Origin of the sequence: Pseudophaeobacter sp. 1A09344 (assembly GCF_041008745.1) — a bacterium.
Classification (GTDB): domain Bacteria; phylum Pseudomonadota; class Alphaproteobacteria; order Rhodobacterales; family Rhodobacteraceae; genus Phycobacter; species Phycobacter gallaeciensis_A.
The window spans coordinates 163,851-180,742 of sequence record NZ_JAXGFS010000006.1; the positions used below are offsets into that span (position 1 = coordinate 163,851).

Here is a 16,892-nt window from a genome sequence, read left to right on the forward strand (position 1 = left end):
TCACCGGCGCACCAACCGGTAACCTCGGTTCTGCAGGCAGGTCGGCTTGTAACCGCTGCGATGCTTGTGCCCGTTCCAGAAGGTCACCCGGCAGACCTGCGGCAGCGCCGATTCGTACCGGTATTGGCGCTTCAGGCAGTTCTCCCCGACCAAGGTATGGCTGCGGCTGTAGCGGGGGAAATAGCGCACGCATTGCGCCGGAAGGTCATAACGCGCAACCCGGGGCGGCAGCGGGCGCGACCCGTGATGCGGACGACCGTGGTGGGGGTGCGCGCCGTGCTGAGGATACCCGTGTCCGTGCGGCGGCGTGGTCACCGGTGCAGTGTAACGGTCCTGGTGCCGCGCATCATTGATCGCCGCGCCCAGAATGCCAAGCAGAGCCACCCCTGCCAGCACCTTTGCCACGTCTTCGTCGGCACGGGCAGGCGCGGCGGAGATACCGGTGATGGCCAGCGACAGCGACAGAATCAACGCAATGAACTTGCGGTGGGATTTGCCCTGTGGGCAGCGGCGGGTGGAAGCGGAGTAGGTCATATCAAAGCCTTTCATCAGGGGCGCAGGGCGGCATGTCGTTGAATGTTTCATCGTGGCCAGAAGCCGGTGATCCAACCCTGGCTTTGCTGCCGCCGGACAGGCAATAACGCCCCCCTGATATCGGATATCAGCCCCGCCAAGACGCTGTTGTTATTGAATATCGGCGCGTTCGGGCGCAGGGTTGCGTCATGAAACACATGCTCCTGATCCCCCTCCTGGCTCTGGCCCTGACTGCGGGCGCACCGCAGGCGCAGGCCGCCGATTGCTATGCCGATTACAAGGCCAAGCAGGACAACCCGCTGAAACTGCATTATGGCGTCATCCAGCTGTCCGGCCCCTGCAAGAAGGGCCCGGCCCGCAAGGAAATCACGGCCCGTCTGGCGCCTGCCGGATGGACCCTCTTGAACGTGCTGTCGGTCTTTGGACCCGAAGGCCTGCAACAAAGGAAGGCCAATGCGGGCTCCTATTACCTCCGTTTCTGAAATGCGCGCCGCGGGCGGGCGGGTGGTCGCGTTTGGTATCGTCGCCATCGTGGCGCTGCTGGCGATTGCCGGGACCTGGCTGCTGCTGACCCTGCCCGATGCCAACGCCTTTAACGCCCGTGTCGAACGGGTCTTTGTGGAAAACGATCTGACAACCCAGGCCGAGATCAAGCTGCTGGAGATTCTCGCCCAGTCCGGCACCGCCTTTGCCGATACGCTGGCCAGCTACCGTATGGTGATCTTTGTGCTGCTGGTCTTTGCCGCCGCGATGATGCTGGCGGCGCTGGTGGTGCTGACCATGCTGCTGCTTCTGAACCGGCGCATGGCGCAGATCGAACGCGCCGGCATTCAGGTCAACGAGCTGCTGATCAGCCGCGAGGAAAACACCGTCTATCTTAACAGCATGGGGTTCCGCCTGACCCCGGCAGCGATGGAGACCCTCGCGGCCCTGGCCGAGGCGCGGATGGATGATGACGTCCTGTCGGGCGCTGAAATCGAAGCAGTGATTTCCGGCCGTCACAGCAGCGATTGTGACGAGGCCGCCGGCGCCACCCGGATCAAACGCCTACGCGATACCCTTGGCAACCAGATGATAAGTGAGCTTCTGGTCAAGAACATCGCCAAACGCGGCTATGTGCTCGCCATCAGCAAGGATGTCATCCGCATGGTATAATGCGCGACAGAGCACCGACATCGTGCGCAACCTGCACATCACCTGTGCGGCATCTGCCGGTTTCGCATCTGGAAACCCGGCAGAGCCCGCCCCATATAGGACCAACTCCAAAGATCGGTTTTTAAAAAGGACAGCCCGGATGAATGTGCACGTTAAGCCCCCCGCCCGGGGATACGGCATTCTGGTCGAACCGCTCAGCGGTCCGGTGCGGGTGTTCCGCAACGGTGTCCTTCTCGCCGAAAGCAGCGCGGCAAAGGTGATGTATGAAACCCGCCTGCCGCCCACCGTCTATTTCCCGCGCGACGATGTGTTGGTGCCCCTCTCCGAACGGGTGGCGCTGCAAACCTTCTGCCCGTTCAAAGGCACCGCCTGCTATCACGATCTGAAGCTTGAGGACGAGCGCGTCGACAATGCGGTCTGGATCTACGAGAACACCCTGCCCGAAGCTGCCGGGATCACCGGCCATGTGGGTTTCGTGCAGGATGATGAAACACAGCTGGATCTGGGGGAGAACATGCTCACCCCGCCTGATTCCGGCAATATCTCCGGCCCGCTGATCGACTGGCTGCTGCGCGAAGCGGCAATGCTGAACACTCCCGAAAGCTTTACCGAGGCGCTGGCGGAAAAGCTGCGCGAACAGGGCGTGCAACTGGCCCGGCTGTCGGTGCTGGCCTGGTCCCTGCACCCGATGATCGCGGGCAAGAACTACGTCTGGAAACGCCGCTCCCCAGAGATCATCGTCACCGCACCCAGCTATGACCTCCTCAGCAAACCGCAGTATCAGAACAGCCCCCTGCGCCACGTCTCGCAGGGGCTTGGCGGTGTGCGCCACCGGCTGCACCGCGATCTGCCCGACGATGCCTTCCCGATCCTTCAGGACCTGCGCAGCGAAGGCGCCACCGATTACGTAGCCATGCCGCTGCCGTTCTCGGACGGGCGCATCAACGTGATGACCGTGGCCAGCGATCACCCCGACGGGTTCACCACCGCCAATCTGGGCCTGATATTTGAATGCAGCGCCGTCATCGCCCGCTATTACGAGGTCTTCATGCAGCGCGAAAACGCGCAATCGCTGCTGGAAACCTATGTCGGCAAACGCTCCGGCGCGCGGGTGCTGGGCGGCGAAATCCGCCGCGGCGACGGGGATGAGATCGACGCCGCCATCATGTTCTGCGACCTGCGCAATTCCACCCGGCTCGAAGAGGATCTGGGCCGCGATGCCTATATCCAGCTGCTGAATGGCTTCTTTGAAACCGCCTCTACAATCGTGCATGACAACGGTGGCGAGGTGCTGAAATTCATCGGCGACGCGGTGCTGGCGGTCTTCCCCGCCGATCCACAAAAAAGCTACCGCGCCCGCAGCCAGGCACTGGCCTCGGCCCGCGCCATCGTCGATGCACTGCCGGAACTGGCGCGCGACACCGGGCTGGCGGCACTGCAATGCGCCACCGGCCTCGCCTATGGTTCGGTCACCTATGGCAACGTCGGCTCGCAGGAACGGCTCGATTTCACCGTCATCGGACGCGCCGCCAACGTCGCCGCCCGCTTGGGTGAATATGGCAAGACGCAAGGTCACCAGATCGTGGTCAGCGCCGATGTACTCAAAGACCCCTCCAATGCCATCCCCCTGGGCGAGGTCGAACTACACAATGTCTCCCGCCCGGTGAACAGCTACGCGATCCCCACTTCCTGACCTGCCCTTCCGGCCCCCACTCTCTGGCGATGGGTCAAGGGCCGCACTGCGGCCGCGCGCCAGCGCGGTTCACCCTTGAGGCAGCGCCAGAGGGTATGATCCTTGTGTAGGTCCGTTGAGGGCAGATCTGCCCCTCAATGGACCTCTCAGCAGATTCACTTGCGCTGTCCAAAGGACAGCGCCCGGCCCAAGGACGCACAAAGGGGGCTGGCGCAGCCGACCCCCTGCGGGCGCGGGAGTATTCCGCCTGCCCCAAAGACTTAGATCAAACCAGCAGCCACAACAGAGCGGTCAGCGTCACAAAGGCGAGGCTCGTGGCGGTCAGCATAGCGAGGCTCGCCGCGCCCTCCAACCCCTGCCGCTGGGCCAGCACCGTGTAGATCCCAAACATCGGCATCGCCGCCGACAGGATCACCGCGCTGTGCAACTCTTCCGGCAGCGTCACCAGACCCGCCCACAGCAGCACCGCCGCCACGCCCGCCACCAGCGCCGGGTGCAACAGCAGCTTGCTCGCCGCGATCTGCGCCGCAAGACTGCGGTTGCCGTGCATCGGCAGCCCCACCAGCGATCCACCGATCACCACCAGCGACAGCGCCCCGGCCGAGGCCGCCAGCATATCGACAAAACGCAGGAACGGCCCCGGCAGCGCAAACCCAGAGGCCGAAACCAAAAGCCCCAACGCCAACGCAATCAGCATCGGCATCTTCGCCATGTTCCACAGGATACCGCGCAGTTTCGGTAGCAGAGGCTGGCCCGGCGTGCTGCCCGCCAGTTCCATCAAGAGCAGGCACGTGGGGATCAGGATCAGGTTCTCGACCAGCAGGTTCAGCGCCAGGATCACCCCGGCCAGATCCGGAAAGGTCAGTAGCATGATCGGATAGCCGACAAAGCCGTTGTTGGGACAGGTCGATCCCATCACGCCCAGCGCCCGGCGACGCGGATCCACGCCGCGCAGGGTGAACAGCACGAAGGAAACCGCGATGGTCGCGACCCCGCCCAGACCATAGGCCAGCACATATCCGGGCTGGAACACTTCGGCAGGGTTGCGCGCTGCCACGGCGGAAAAGATCAGCGCCGGTAGGGCGATGTTCAGCACATAGGCCCCGAACCGGCGCATATCCTCTGGGGTGAACCAGCCTTTCCAGACGATCCCGTAGCCAAGGCCCAGCGCCGCATAGATCGGAAAGGTGATCGACAGGATCGCGCCCATGGCTCTGTGGCCCCTAGCCGATCTTCCCCTGGTTCTCGCCGATCTGTCCGCGGTGCAGCATCAGGTGATCCAGGATCACGCAGGCCATCATCGCCTCGGCCACCGGCACCGCGCGGATACCAACACAGGGGTCATGGCGGCCCTTGGTGATCACCTCGGCTGGGCTGCCATCCTTGCGGATCGACTGGCGCGGCGTCAGGATCGACGAGGTCGGCTTTACCGCGAACCGCACGACAACATCTTGGCCGGTGGAAATCCCGCCCAGGATGCCACCAGCATGGTTGCTGGAATAGACCGGCTGACCATCGTTGCCCATGAAGATCTCATCGGCGTTTTCCGAACCTTTAAGACGCGCGGCATTCATGCCTTCACCGATCTCCACCCCCTTGACCGCGTTGATCGACATCATCGCCGCCGCCAGATCGGTGTCCAGCTTGCCATAGACCGGCGCGCCGATCCCGGCGGGCACGCCGCGCGCCACCACCTCGATCACCGCGCCGACGGAATCATGCGCCTTGCGCAGCGCCTGCAGGTAGTCTTCCCAATCCTTCACCGCGCCCGCATCGGGGATCCAGAAATCGTTCTGATCGATGGCCTCCCAATCGAACTGTTCCCGGTCGATGCCCATCTCGCCCATGGCAACCATGTAGCCCTTGATCTCAAGCCCCGGCGCCAGCGCCTTGATCGCCTCGCGGGCAACACCGCCCGCTGCAACCCGCGCCGCCGTTTCCCGCGCCGAGGACCGTCCGCCGCCGCGATAATCGCGGTTGCCGTATTTCTGGTAATAGGTGATGTCGGCATGACCGGGGCGGAAGGTCTGGGCGATATCGCCGTAATCCTTGGAGCGCTGGTCGGTGTTCTCGATCATCAGCTGGATCGGCGTGCCGGTGGATTTTCCTTCAAAGACACCCGACAGGATCTTCACCGCATCCGGCTCGTTGCGCTGGGTCATGTTCTTGTTCTGACCCGGGCGGCGCTTGTCCAGCCACTGCTGCAGCATCTCCGGCTCCAGCGGCACGTTTGGCGGGCAGCCATCGACGGTGGCGCCCAGCGCGGGACCGTGGCTTTCACCCCAGGTGGTGACGCGGAAAAGATGGCCAAAGCTGTTCATCGACATGGGGGCGGTCTCCTTTGCGATCCGTGCTTAGCGGCGGGGCGGGCGTGGCTCAAGTGCAATTGCGCCCGCGTTGCCTGTCCCGCGCACGCTGCGGCAAGGCGCTGGTCACCTGTTTCGCGCGCGAAACATCCGCGCCGCCGCCCTCTTTCCTTGTCTTTGCCGCCCCGGGGCCCTAGGTTGCCGCTCACCTCGGGGTGCGTCGCACAAGGGCGCTGAGATCACACCCGTTGAACCTGAACCGGCTAACACCGGCGGAGGGAAGGTTATGGATAAGACCCGTCAACGGCACCACCCTTGCCCATCGCCGCAAAGGAGGATGCCATGAAGTATTCTGTTTTTGCAGCGGGACTGCTCGGCGCATCGGCGGCATTCGCCGAGACGCCCGAATTGACCGTTTACACCTACGACAGCTTTGTCTCGGACTGGGGCCCCGGCCCTGCGGTCGAGAAGGCCTTTGAGGAGGTCTGCGGCTGCGATCTGAAACTGGTCGGCGCGGGCGATGGCGCCGCGCTGCTGGCGCGGATCAAGCTGGAAGGCGACCGTTCCGATGCCGATGTGGTGCTGGGGCTGGATACCAACCTCACCGCCGCCGCCAAGGACAGCGGCCTGTTTGCGGATCATTCGGTCAGCGCCGAGTTCGATCTGCCCATCGCCTGGGAAGACGCGACCTTTGTGCCTTATGACTGGGGCTATTTCGCCTTTGTCCACAATGCGGATGCCGATGTGCCGGGCGATTTCAAATCTCTGGCCGCCAGCGACACCCGGATCGTGATCCAGGATCCGCGCTCCTCCACCCCCGGTCTGGGCCTGTTGATGTGGGTGAAGGCCGCTTACGGGGATGAGGCGCCTACGATCTGGGAAGGTCTTGCCGACAATATCGTCACCGTGACCAAGGGCTGGTCCGAGGCCTATGGCATGTTCCTAGAGGGCGAGGCCGACATGGTGCTCTCCTATACCACCTCGCCCGCCTATCATCTGATCGCGGAAGAGGACGCCAGCAAGGCGGCCGCGTCGTTTGACGAAGGCCACTACATGCAGGTCGAAGTCGCCGGCAAACTCGCCGCGAGCGACCAGCCCGAGCTGGCCGATCAGTTCCTTCAGTTCATGGTCTCGGATGCCTTTCAGTCCGTCATCCCCACCACCAACTGGATGTATCCGGCGGTGACACCCGAAGACGGTCTGCCCAAGGGATTTGAGACACTGATCACCCCGGAGAAATCGCTGCTGCTGCCCGCCGATCAGGCTGCGGCTGTGCGTGATGCGGCGCTGGACGAATGGCGCGGCGCGCTCAGCCGCTAAGCCCGGCTGCGGGATATGGCGCCGCCCTGCTGGTGGCGGCGCTGATCCTTGGCACGCTGGCAGCGGTTGCCTTGCGCGCCGAACCCGGGCGCGGGCTGGTCACCGCCGATTGGGCGGCCGTGCGGTTCACGCTGCTGCAGGCGGGCCTGTCGGCGCTGTTCAGTGTCGCCCTTGCGGTGCCCGTGGCCCGCGCGCTGGCGCGGCGGCGCTTTGCCGGGCGCAGCCTGCTGATCGCCCTTTTGGGCGCACCCTTCATCCTGCCGGTGATCGTTGCCATCCTTGGCCTGCTCGCGGTCTTTGGCCGCGCGGGCTGGGTCAGCGATGCGTTGGGACTGTTCGGACTTGAACCCCTCAGCATCTATGGTCTGCACGGTGTTGTGCTGGCCCATGTCTTTTTCAACCTGCCGCTGGCAACGCGGCTGATCCTGCAAGGCTGGCAGGAGATCCCCGCCGAACGTTTTCGTCTGGCCGCACAACTGGACGCAGGTCCGCGCGCCATGTGGCAGCTTTTGGAGGCACCGATGCTGGCCCGGGTGGTGCCCGGCGCGCTGGCTGTTGTCTTTGCCATTTGCCTCTCCAGCTTTGCCGTGGCGCTGACGCTGGGCGGCGGTCCCCGCGCAACCACCATTGAACTGGCGATCTATCAGGCCTTCAGTTTCGATTTCGATCTGGGCCGCGCGGCGCTGTTGTCGGCGGTGCAATTGCTGCTGACCGCGCTGGCGGCCATGATCGCCCTGCGCGCCCCGGTGGGCGAAGGGTTCGGCAGCGGGCTTGACCGAATGCTGCGCCGCTGGGACGGGCGCGGCGCCATGGCGCGCGGCTCTGATGGCTTCTGGATCCTCTTTGCCGCCCTGTTCCTGCTCCTGCCGCTGCTGGCGGTGGTACTGTCAGGGCTGCCGGGAGTGCTGTCGCTGCCCGCCTCGGTCTGGCAGGCCGCGGGGGCCTCAATCCTGGTGGCAGGCGCCAGCACCCTGATCCTGCTGGCGTTGGCCCTGCCGATGGCGCTGGCGGCGGCGCTGGGGCGCCCAATGCCAATGGAGATCGCCGGACTTCTGGGACTTGCCGCCTCTCCGCTGGTGATCGGCACCGGGCTGTTCATCCTGATCTATCCTGTGGCCAGCCCCTTTGCGCTGGCGCTGCCAGTGACGGCGCTGGTCAATGCGGTGATGGCGCTGCCCTTTGCCATGCGGATCCTGATCCCGGCGGCCCGCGATGTCATCACCCGGCACCGGCGGCTTGCGCTCTCTCTTGATATGACCGGGCGACCCTTTATCCTGTGGGTGGTCCTGCCGCGTATGCGGGCGCAGATCGGATTTGCCGCCGGGCTGGCGGCGGCGCTGTCGATGGGGGATCTTGGAGTCATCGCCCTTTTTGCCGATCCCGAGGTCGCCACCCTGCCCTTGCAGGTCTACCGGCTGATGGGCGCCTACCAGATGCAGGCGGCAGCGGGCGCGGCGCTGGTGCTGCTGTGCCTGTCGATGGGGGCCTTCTGGATCCTGGACCGGGGAGGACGCTGGCATGCTGAAGCTTGAACATATCCGCATCGACAATGGCGGCTTTATCCTGACTGCTGATTTCGCGATTCCCCCCGGCGCGCGGGTTGCGGTCATCGGCCCTTCCGGCGCGGGCAAGACCACCCTCATCGAGGCCGTCGCCGGGTTTCTGCCCCTCTCCGGCGGGCGGATCCTCTGGGGAGAGAGCGATATCAGCGATCAATTGCCCGGCAAGCGTCCGGTCGCCATGCTGTTTCAGGATGGCAATCTGTTTCCGCATCTGACTGCGGCGCAGAACGTCGGGCTGGGCCTGCAGCCGAACCTGCGACTGAGCGATGCCGAACACGCCCGCGTCGCGCAGGCGCTGGAGCGAGTCGGTCTTTCAGGCATGGAGGCGCGCAAACCTGCCGCCCTGTCCGGCGGACAGCAAAGCCGCGTCGCGCTGGCGCGGGTGCTGGTGCAGGGGCGGGATATCCTGCTGCTGGATGAACCCTTCGCGGCACTGGGTCCTGCCTTGAAGGCCGAGATGCTGGATCTGGTGGCGGAACTGGCAACGGAGAGCGGCGCAACGCTGTTGATGGTGAGCCATGACCCCGGCGACGCCCGGCGCATTGCCGATCAGGTGGTGCTGGTGGCCGAGGGGCAGGCTCATCCGCCCCGGCCAACGGCGGATCTTTTGGACAACCCGCCGCCTGCCTTGAAGGCTTATCTGGGGTAGTTTGTTTTCAGAAGGGCAATTCAGCGTCCGACCGAGGTGGAAGCGGAACGCGCCCGCCGTGGGGGCGGGCGGACGCGTGCCTGCCGCTGAAGCGGCAGGCTGTTGGTCACAAATACGAAGGTTTACGCAGCCTGCGCCAATCCCTTTGCCTGTTCCCGCGTCTTGGTGATCATCAGCGCAGCCTGCGCCGCCTCGCGGCCCTTCTGAACGAAATGGTCGCGGTAGATCGCCATGTGGTGATCGGTTTCCTGGAAATGATGCGGGGTCAGCGAGACGGACAGCACCGGCACGCCGGTGTCCATTCCTGCACGCATCAGCCCGTCCACGACCGCCTGCGCAACGAAATCATGCCGGTAGATGCCGCCATCCACCACCAGCGCGGCGCAAGCCACGGCGGCGTATTGGCCGGTCTTGGCCAGCTCCTGCGCCATCAGCGGCATCTCGAATGCGCCAGGCACGTCAAAAACATCGATCTGCTCGGCCGGGATCAATTCCTGAAATCCTTCGAGCGCGCGATCGACGATATCGGCGTGCCAATTGGCCTTGATGAATGCATATCGGGTGTGTGTCATGGTTATCTCCTATAGGTTCGACACGTCACCCAAGGCGATAACGAACGGCAGGAGCCCCGCCCCGAAAAAGGCAGTCCCTGTCGCACGTTCTCTTCCATCCGGACTATAACCGTCGGCTCTGGCCTCTCACCAGATCTGCTTGTCACTTTCCTGACTGCTCCACAGCTTAATCCGAAAACCGGTTCCCACTTTTCTGGCTGTGGACGCGCTTGTCCAAGCCACCGGAACCGATGTTCGTCTCATTGGCTGTGGGTTCACGCCCCGAAAAGCCGCTCGCGGGCTGACGGGGACACGCCCCGCATACCGCCGGTGGGGAATTTCGCCCCGCCCTGAGAACAGGCGGAACTTGCCAACAGCGGGCCGGTGTTTCAAGTCTGTTCGCGACGTCAGGAGATCAATATGCACCCCAATCCCATTTATCATGATGCAGACCGCGCGCAGAATCTCGATTTTGCCCGGACGCGCGCCTTTGGCGTGCTGGCGGTTTCCACGGCGGAGGCGCCGCTGATCAGCCATGTTCCATTTTTGCTGAGCGAAGACGGCACCTCTGCCGATCTGCATCTGGTGCGGTCGAACCCGATCACCCGGATGCTGAAAACCCCGCAGCCTGCGCGGCTGGCCGTCAGCGGGCCGGATGGCTATGTCTCGCCCGATTGGTACGGGCTGGCCGATCAGGTGCCGACGTGGAATTACGTGGCTGTGCATCTGACCGGCAGGCTGGAGCAGCGCCCGCAAGATGAACTGCTGGATCTTCTGGACCGGCAATCGGCGTATTACGAGGCGCGGTTGCTGCCAAAACCACCCTGGCACAGCGACAAAATGGAGCCGGAGGCGCTGGAACGGATGATGCGGATGATCGTGCCGGTGCGGCTCAGCATCGAAACGGTGGAGGGCACCTGGAAGCTGAGTCAGAACAAGCCTGAGCCCGCCCGCACGGCGGTCGCGGATCAGATCACCACCGGTTTTGGCGCCGAGCTGGATGATCTGGCCCGGATGATGCGCCCCTGATCCCCGGACTGCCCCGCGCGGGTCGGGGCAGCAATCACAGGGTCTCGACGGCGGCCGCAGCCAGAACCTCGCCGGTGGGGGCACCGGTGGGCGAGCCGCCTTCCGGTTCGTCCGAGATCGCCAGCGTCGCCCCGGCAAACTGCTGCGCCAGCTCCGCAGGCAGGGTCACGAAAATCTCATTCTCTTCCGGCAGCACCCCAAGGGAGACCGGCGCCTCGGCCCCGTCGGCGATCAGCCACAGTTCCAGCGCCCGGCCGGGACGCGGCGCGCCCTGATCACGCCGGATCAGCAGAAGGTTCTGCTCCGCATCGAGCCCGGCGGCCACGAAGAGGTCGCCATCGGCCGAGGCCAGATCAACATGATAGGCCGGCGAGAAATCCGGGCGCGACAGAATCGGCACCAGCACCAGCGCCGCCACCATAACCAGCGCCGCCGCCAGCGCGCCAAGCCCCATGCGCCAGGCCGATAAGATGCGCCGCACGCCTTCTGGACCTTCCGGCGCGGCGTCGATCTGCGCCATCAGCGCCGCCTTCACCCGGGCGGGTGGCGCGGTCTCGGGCACCTCTTCGGCAAGGCTGGCAAAATGCGCCTCCCAGCGATGCACCTCTTCCCGCAGGGCAGGCTCCGCCGCCAGGCGCGCCTCAAAGCTGCGCCGTGCCTCGGCATCCAGAAGATGCAGCACGTATTCGGCGGCGAGGAACTCGTCGTCGAAGGGAGGCTCTGCCTGAGGGGTATCGGTGCCGCTCATCGGGTCAGACATTCTTTCAGTTTCTGGAGGCTGCGACGCAGCCAGGTACGCATCGTATTCAGCGGAACGCCATGGCGTTCTGCCAGGGTCTGGTAATTGTCTCCTTCCAGATAGGCGCCGCGCACGGCCTCTGCACGGTCCTGCGGCAATTCCTCCATGCAGGCGTTCATGCGGGCCTGCTCGGACCGGGCAATGGTAGTGGCTTCGGGGCCGGGGTTACTGTCCGGCACCTGCTCCAGCAGATCACCGCCGTAGCCCTGACCGGACATCCGCGCCTGACGGGCCCGCAGCTGGTCAATCGACAGGTTCCGGGCGATGGTGATCAGCCAGGTCATCGGACTGTGCCCGGTCACCGCATAGCTATCCGCCTTGGCCCAGATCCGCAAAAACACCTCTTGCAGGGTATCTTCGGCCTCGCCGCGGTTTTTCAGCACCCGCAGGCAGACGCCGAACAGTTTGGCACTGGTCGCATCATAGAGCGCTGCGAAAGCACGCCGGTCGCGCAGGGCGATTCGTGCGATCATCGTCTCGATCTCTGCTGGTGTTGTCATATCTGCCCGGCCCTGATTTCCCATCTAGGTAGACAGGTCGCACAGAAAGTCAAAACACCCGGCGCAGAACGCCGGGTGCCCTGCCTCCGCTCTTAGTCTTGCAACCAAGAAGGAGGCATCTGGCCAGCGGTCAGCCAATGTCTGTTTTACTTGGCGGTGATGACGGTCATCACCAGGTTGCCGTCCATCTTGACCGGGCCGTCTTCCTTGGCGCCAAGCGTGTATTCGAACATGCCGGTCTTCATGCCGCCGTCCTCGCCGTGGACCATCAGCATCAGCATGTCCCCTGCCGCGACCTCTTCGGTCAGGATGGCGGCGACATCGGCGGTTTCACCTTTGCGCAGCGGCGCGTGCCCCACAACCGGGCCCGGCTTCATGTCGGCATTGGTGCGGTGCACCACCAGCCAGCCGTTTGCGGGCGCCACAACCTGGCTGGCGCTGACCATGCCGTTTGCAACCGACTGATCCTCAGCCATGACCATGGGCTTCATATGGCCACCGGCGAACACCGGGGCGGACAGGGCGGCAGTGGTTACCAGAGCGGCAGACAGAATAGCGGATTTCATTGTGAAACTCCTTCCAAGAGATGTGTTTCAAGCGTTCGAATTGGCGAACCAATGTCGGTTCACCCCGAACTCACGCAGCCGCCGCGAAAAAGTTTCAGCGCGCCCCAGATTTTTTTCACATTGTATTGTCCCGCTGGCGATCTAGGGTGGCGGCAAACCTTGGGAGGTCCATCATGAAACTCTTTCACTCGCCCGCCTCGCCCTTTGTGCGCAAAGTCATGGTGCTGCTGCATGAAACCGAGCAACTGGAGGATGTGGACATTGTCGATGTGCACACCACGGCCATCGCCCCCAGCGACGATCTGAAGGCCAGCAACCCGCTGGCCAAGATCCCGGCGCTGACCCGGGCCAGCGGGCCAACCCTTTATGACAGCCGGGTGATCTGCGCCTATCTGGACCATCGCGCGGGCAGCAATCTTTATGCGCGTTCCTGGGACACCAAGGTGCTGGAGGCGACCGCGGATGGCATGATGGATGCAGCGGTCCTGATGACTTATGAACGGCGTCTGCGTCCCGAAGGCATGGTCTGGGAAGACTGGATCGAAGCTCAGCTAGGCAAGGTGCTGGGGGCCTGCTCGGCGCTCAACAGTCGCTGGATGGCGCATCTGAAAGGACCGCTGGACATGGGGCAGATCGCCGTCGCCTGCGCCCTCGCCTATCTCGATTTCCGCCACCCGACCTCGAACTGGCGCCACGGCAACGAGGCGCTGGCGGACTGGTTCGCGGAATTCGAATCGCGTCCCTCGATGCAGGCCACCCAGCCGCCAGCCGCCTGAACCGCAGCCTGCGACCGGGGATGGGCCTGTCAAAACAACAGTGGCTTTTGTGACAGTCTGTAAAAAGAAACTGCCCACGCGACACAACGGCGCGTATATCACGGCTGGACGAAAGGGCTTCTCCCCGCTAGATACGCGCGATAAGGCACTGCGGGTTTCTTGCAGTGTATGCGCATGTTTGCCCTAAACGGGCGCTGGAATTGGAGAAAACCTCGTGTCCCACGCAGAAGACAACGAAGGAACCCGGAGAGATTTCCTCTACTACGCCACTGCCGGCGCCGGGGCAGTCACCGCAGGTGCCGCAGTCTGGCCCCTGGTCAATCAGATGAACCCCTCTGCTGACGTCAAGGCGCTGTCCTCGATCATGGTGGACATCAGCGGCGTGGAAGTGGGAACACAGATTTCCGTAATGTTCCTTGGTAAGCCGGTGTTCATCCGCCGCCGGACCCAGGCCGAAATCGACGAAGCCCGGGCGGTTGAACTGTCCGCGCTGATCGATCCGGCCTCGGAAAACCCGAACAAGCCGGGCACCGACGCATCGGACGAGAACCGCACCATGGACGAAGCCGGCGAATGGCTGGTCATGATGGGTGTCTGCACCCACCTCGGCTGTGTGCCGCTGGGCGATGGCGCTGGTGACTTCAACGGCTGGTTCTGCCCCTGCCACGGTTCGCACTACGACACCGCAGGCCGGATCCGCAAAGGCCCCGCCCCGCAGAACCTGCACGTACCGGTCGCCGAGTTCCACGACGACACAACCATCAAGCTGGGATAAGGAGACGCCACATGTCCGGTATTCCGCACGACCATTACGAACCGAAGACTGGCGCAGAGAAGTGGCTGCACAGCCGCCTGCCCATCGTCGGTCTGATCTACGACACAATCATGATCCCCACCCCCAAGAACCTGAACTGGTGGTGGATCTGGGGCATCGTTCTGGCCTTCTGCCTGGCGCTGCAAATCGCCACCGGCATCGTGCTGGTGATGCATTACACTCCGCATGCTGATCTGGCCTTTGCCAGCGTTGAGCACATCATGCGTGACGTGAACGGCGGCTTTATGCTGCGCTACCTGCACGCAAACGGCGCCTCGCTGTTCTTCATCGCGGTCTACATCCACATCTTCCGTGGCCTGTTCTACGGCTCCTACAAGGCGCCCCGCGAAATCACCTGGATCATCGGCATGCTGATCTTCCTGATGATGATGGGCACCGGTTTCATGGGCTACGTTCTGCCTTGGGGTCAGATGTCCTTCTGGGGCGCGACCGTGATCACCGGCCTGTTCGGCGCCATTCCCTTCATCGGTGAGCCGATCCAGACCTGGCTGCTGGGCGGACCCGCTGTTGGCAACGCGACGCTGAACCGCTTCTTCTCGCTGCACTACCTGCTGCCCTTCGTGATTGCTGGCCTCGTGATCGTCCACATCTGGGCTTTCCACACCACCGGCAACAACAACCCGACCGGTGTTGATGTCCGTAAAGGATCCAAGGAAGAAGCCGAAAAAGACACCCTGCCGTTCTGGCCCTACTTCGTGATCAAGGATTTCCTGGGTCTGGCCATCGTTCTGGTGATCTTCTGGGCCGTCGTCGGCTTCATGCCGAACTACCTGGGTCACCCCGATAACTACATCGAAGCCAACCCGCTGGCGACGCCTGCACACATCGTTCCCGAATGGTACTTCCTGCCGTTCTACGCGATCCTGCGTGCCTTCACCTCCGAAGTCTGGGTGGTTCAGATCGCCTCCTTCATCACCGGCGGTATCGTCGATGCGAAGTTCTTCGGCGTGCTGGCCATGTTCGGTGCCATCGCGGTGATGGCTCTGGCGCCCTGGCTGGACACCAGCCGCGTGCGTTCGGGTCGCTACCGTCCGATGTTCAAGTGGTGGTTCTACCTGCTGATCATCGACTTCTTTGCCCTGATGTGGCTGGGTGCGATGCCCGCAGAAGAGCCCTATGCATCGTTCTCGCTGATCGCATCGGCTTACTGGTTCGGCTACTTCCTGGTGATCCTGCCGCTGCTGGGTGTCATCGAGAAGCCGACCGCAATGCCGGCCACCATCGAAGAGGATTTCGACGCCCACTATGGCAAGAAATCCGGCGAAGCCACTCCTGCCGAGTAATCTAGAAGGACAGCTACCCATGTTGAAGAAACTCGCAACCGGTGCCGCCTTCGCTCTGGCGCTCATTCCTGCCGCAGGTTTTGCGGCAGGCGGAAGCGGCCACGTGGAGGACTTCCAGTTCTCTTTCGAGGGCCCCTTTGGCACCTATGACCAGAACCAGCTGCAACGCGGTCTGCAGATCTACACCGAGGTCTGCTCGGCCTGTCACGGTCTGAAGTTTGTGCCGCTGCGCACCCTGTCCGACGAAGGCGGCCCCGGCCTGCCCGAGGATCAGGTCCGCGCCTATGCCGCTGAAAACTTCGAAGTGTTCGATGCCGAGCTGGACGATTTCCGCCCCGCAAAACCGGTTGACCACTTCCCGGCGAACACCTCGCTCGGCGCCCCCGACCTCAGCCTGATGGCCAAGGCGCGCGCCGGTTTCCACGGTCCCTACGGATCGGGTCTGAACCAGCTGTTCAAAGGCATGGGCGGTGCCGAATACATCGCCTCGCTGCTGGACGGTTACACCGGTGAGACCAAGGAAGAAGCAGGCACCACCTTCTACGGCAACACCGCCTTCCCCGGCGGCTGGATCTCGATGGCGCCGCCGCTGTCGGATGAGCAGGTGGAATTTGCTGACGGTCACGCCAACGACGTGCACCACATGGCGCAAGACGTCGCGGCCTTCCTGATGTGGACCGCAGAGCCCAAAATGATGGCCCGTCAGACCGCCGGTTTCGTCGGCGTACTGATTCTGACCGTTCTGTCGGTACTGCTGTACCTGACCAACAAACGCCTCTGGGCGCCCCACAAGGGCAAGAAGACCTCCTAAGCCAGGTCTTCCCCTGATGCAGAAACAGAAAACCCCCGCCAATGGCGGGGGTTTTTCTTTGTGGTTGCGGCACCAGCCATGCCCTCTAGGGTCTGTCCATGACCAGATACACCGGAAAATGCCTTTGCGGCGCCGTCACCTATGTAGCAACAGGGCAGCCGCGCGTTGTCGCGCAATGCCATTGCGAGGAATGCCGAAGGATCAGCGGGACAGGTCACACAGTCGGCGCCATGTTCCCGATAGAGGCCGTCACCATCAGCGGTGAAGTCAGCACCTTCAGATACCAGTCCGGAAAGGCCTCAGAGGTTACCAAGGCCTTCTGCGGTAGCTGTGGATGCCCGATCTACGGACAGAACACCCGCACCCCCGATCACCTGACCCTGTCGCTTGGCACGATGGACGATGCGGAGGGTCTGGAGGTCGAAGTCGTCGTATTTGCACGCGACCGGCAGCATTGGGACCAACTCGGCCCTGACGTGCTCTCCTTTGCAGGCCAACCCGACTGGACGCCCGAAGGCTGATC

General features: G+C 63.4%; 19 protein-coding genes and 2 riboswitches. Of the genes, 12 read left to right on the plus strand and 7 right to left on the minus strand.

Going from position 1 to position 16,892, the window contains the following annotated elements:
* Complete coding sequence (locus tag SM765_RS12365; RefSeq protein ID WP_274839016.1) at window positions 1–534, minus strand: hypothetical protein; 534 nt, start codon at window positions 532–534, stop codon at window positions 1–3.
* Between the two features lie 188 nt (window positions 535–722).
* Between SM765_RS12365 and SM765_RS12370 the strand changes: the two genes are divergently transcribed.
* The 3 genes from SM765_RS12370 to SM765_RS12380 all read left to right on the plus strand — a co-directional run bounded on the left by SM765_RS12370 (window position 723) and on the right by SM765_RS12380 (window position 3,382).
* Window positions 723–1,016, plus strand: a complete 294-nt coding sequence (locus SM765_RS12370) for a hypothetical protein (protein WP_274833117.1) — start codon at window positions 723–725, stop codon at window positions 1,014–1,016.
* Window positions 988–1,689, plus strand: coding sequence for a winged helix-turn-helix domain-containing protein (locus tag SM765_RS12375; protein WP_065271902.1), 702 nt, complete (start codon window positions 988–990; stop codon window positions 1,687–1,689). Before SM765_RS12370 ends, SM765_RS12375 begins: the two co-directional genes overlap by 29 nt.
* 139 nt (window positions 1,690–1,828) lie before the next feature.
* On the plus strand, window positions 1,829–3,382 hold the full coding sequence (locus SM765_RS12380) for a DUF427 domain-containing protein (protein WP_274835219.1): 1,554 nt from the start codon (window positions 1,829–1,831) through the stop codon (window positions 3,380–3,382).
* A gap of 265 nt (window positions 3,383–3,647) precedes the next feature.
* On the opposite strand, the gene SM765_RS12385 is transcribed toward SM765_RS12380, so the two are convergent.
* Complete coding sequence (locus SM765_RS12385) at window positions 3,648–4,592, minus strand: AEC family transporter (RefSeq protein WP_274838095.1); 945 nt, start codon at window positions 4,590–4,592, stop codon at window positions 3,648–3,650.
* 13 nt (window positions 4,593–4,605) lie between these two features.
* Window positions 4,606–5,709, minus strand: coding sequence for a chorismate synthase (gene aroC / locus SM765_RS12390; protein ID WP_274838094.1), 1,104 nt, complete (start codon window positions 5,707–5,709; stop codon window positions 4,606–4,608).
* A gap of 180 nt (window positions 5,710–5,889) precedes the next feature.
* Window positions 5,890–5,986, plus strand: a riboswitch (TPP riboswitch).
* 44 nt (window positions 5,987–6,030) lie between these two features.
* Between aroC and thiB the strand changes: the two genes are divergently transcribed.
* Genes thiB through SM765_RS12405 form a run of 3 tightly spaced genes read left to right on the plus strand, consistent with a single transcriptional unit; the run spans window position 6,031 to window position 9,219 of the window.
* Window positions 6,031–7,008 (plus strand): thiamine ABC transporter substrate binding subunit, encoded by a 978-nt coding sequence (thiB, locus tag SM765_RS12395; RefSeq protein ID WP_274838093.1) that lies wholly within the window; start codon window positions 6,031–6,033, stop codon window positions 7,006–7,008.
* On the plus strand, window positions 6,984–8,540 hold the full coding sequence (locus SM765_RS12400) for an ABC transporter permease family protein (protein WP_274838092.1): 1,557 nt from the start codon (window positions 6,984–6,986) through the stop codon (window positions 8,538–8,540). Before thiB ends, SM765_RS12400 begins: the two co-directional genes overlap by 25 nt.
* Window positions 8,527–9,219, plus strand: coding sequence for a thiamine ABC transporter ATP-binding protein (locus SM765_RS12405; RefSeq protein WP_274838091.1), 693 nt, complete (start codon window positions 8,527–8,529; stop codon window positions 9,217–9,219). The genes SM765_RS12400 and SM765_RS12405 overlap by 14 nt, the downstream gene beginning before the upstream one ends.
* A 122-nt stretch (window positions 9,220–9,341) precedes the next feature.
* Here SM765_RS12405 and SM765_RS12410 read toward each other — a convergent pair whose 3' ends face one another.
* Window positions 9,342–9,791, minus strand: a complete 450-nt coding sequence (locus tag SM765_RS12410) for a 6,7-dimethyl-8-ribityllumazine synthase (RefSeq protein WP_065271908.1) — start codon at window positions 9,789–9,791, stop codon at window positions 9,342–9,344.
* 82 nt (window positions 9,792–9,873) lie between these two features.
* Window positions 9,874–10,132: riboswitch (FMN riboswitch) on the minus strand.
* 58 nt (window positions 10,133–10,190) lie between these two features.
* On the opposite strand from SM765_RS12410, the gene SM765_RS12415 reads away from it, so the two are divergent.
* Complete coding sequence (locus SM765_RS12415) at window positions 10,191–10,799, plus strand: FMN-binding negative transcriptional regulator (protein ID WP_274838090.1); 609 nt, start codon at window positions 10,191–10,193, stop codon at window positions 10,797–10,799.
* 34 nt (window positions 10,800–10,833) lie between these two features.
* On the opposite strand, the gene SM765_RS12420 is transcribed toward SM765_RS12415, so the two are convergent.
* The 3 genes from SM765_RS12420 to SM765_RS12430 form a co-directional block, all read right to left on the minus strand.
* Window positions 10,834–11,559, minus strand: coding sequence for an anti-sigma factor (locus SM765_RS12420; protein WP_274833126.1), 726 nt, complete (start codon window positions 11,557–11,559; stop codon window positions 10,834–10,836).
* Entirely contained in the window at window positions 11,544–12,098 is a 555-nt protein-coding gene (locus SM765_RS12425; RefSeq protein WP_368981540.1) for a sigma-70 family RNA polymerase sigma factor, read from the minus strand. The genes SM765_RS12420 and SM765_RS12425 overlap by 16 nt, the downstream gene beginning before the upstream one ends.
* A gap of 146 nt (window positions 12,099–12,244) precedes the next feature.
* Entirely contained in the window at window positions 12,245–12,664 is a 420-nt protein-coding gene (locus SM765_RS12430) for a DUF7282 domain-containing protein (protein ID WP_274838088.1), read from the minus strand.
* Window positions 12,665–12,837: 173 nt separating this feature from the next.
* Between SM765_RS12430 and SM765_RS12435 the strand changes: the two genes are divergently transcribed.
* The 5 genes from SM765_RS12435 (at window position 12,838) to SM765_RS12455 (ending at window position 16,890) form a co-directional block, all read left to right on the plus strand.
* Window positions 12,838–13,440 carry a glutathione S-transferase gene (locus tag SM765_RS12435; RefSeq protein WP_065271912.1) on the plus strand — a complete coding sequence of 201 codons (603 nt, stop codon included), beginning with the start codon at window positions 12,838–12,840 and terminating at the stop codon, window positions 13,438–13,440.
* Between the two features lie 214 nt (window positions 13,441–13,654).
* On the plus strand, window positions 13,655–14,215 hold the full coding sequence (petA, locus tag SM765_RS12440) for a ubiquinol-cytochrome c reductase iron-sulfur subunit (protein WP_065271913.1): 561 nt from the start codon (window positions 13,655–13,657) through the stop codon (window positions 14,213–14,215).
* An 11-nt stretch (window positions 14,216–14,226) separates the two neighbouring features.
* Entirely contained in the window at window positions 14,227–15,558 is a 1,332-nt protein-coding gene (gene petB / locus SM765_RS12445; protein ID WP_065271914.1) for a cytochrome b, read from the plus strand.
* A gap of 19 nt (window positions 15,559–15,577) precedes the next feature.
* Entirely contained in the window at window positions 15,578–16,369 is a 792-nt protein-coding gene (locus tag SM765_RS12450; RefSeq protein ID WP_065271915.1) for a cytochrome c1, read from the plus strand.
* 98 nt (window positions 16,370–16,467) lie between these two features.
* Complete coding sequence (locus SM765_RS12455) at window positions 16,468–16,890, plus strand: GFA family protein (protein WP_274838087.1); 423 nt, start codon at window positions 16,468–16,470, stop codon at window positions 16,888–16,890.
* Window positions 16,891–16,892 lie beyond the last annotated feature (2 nt).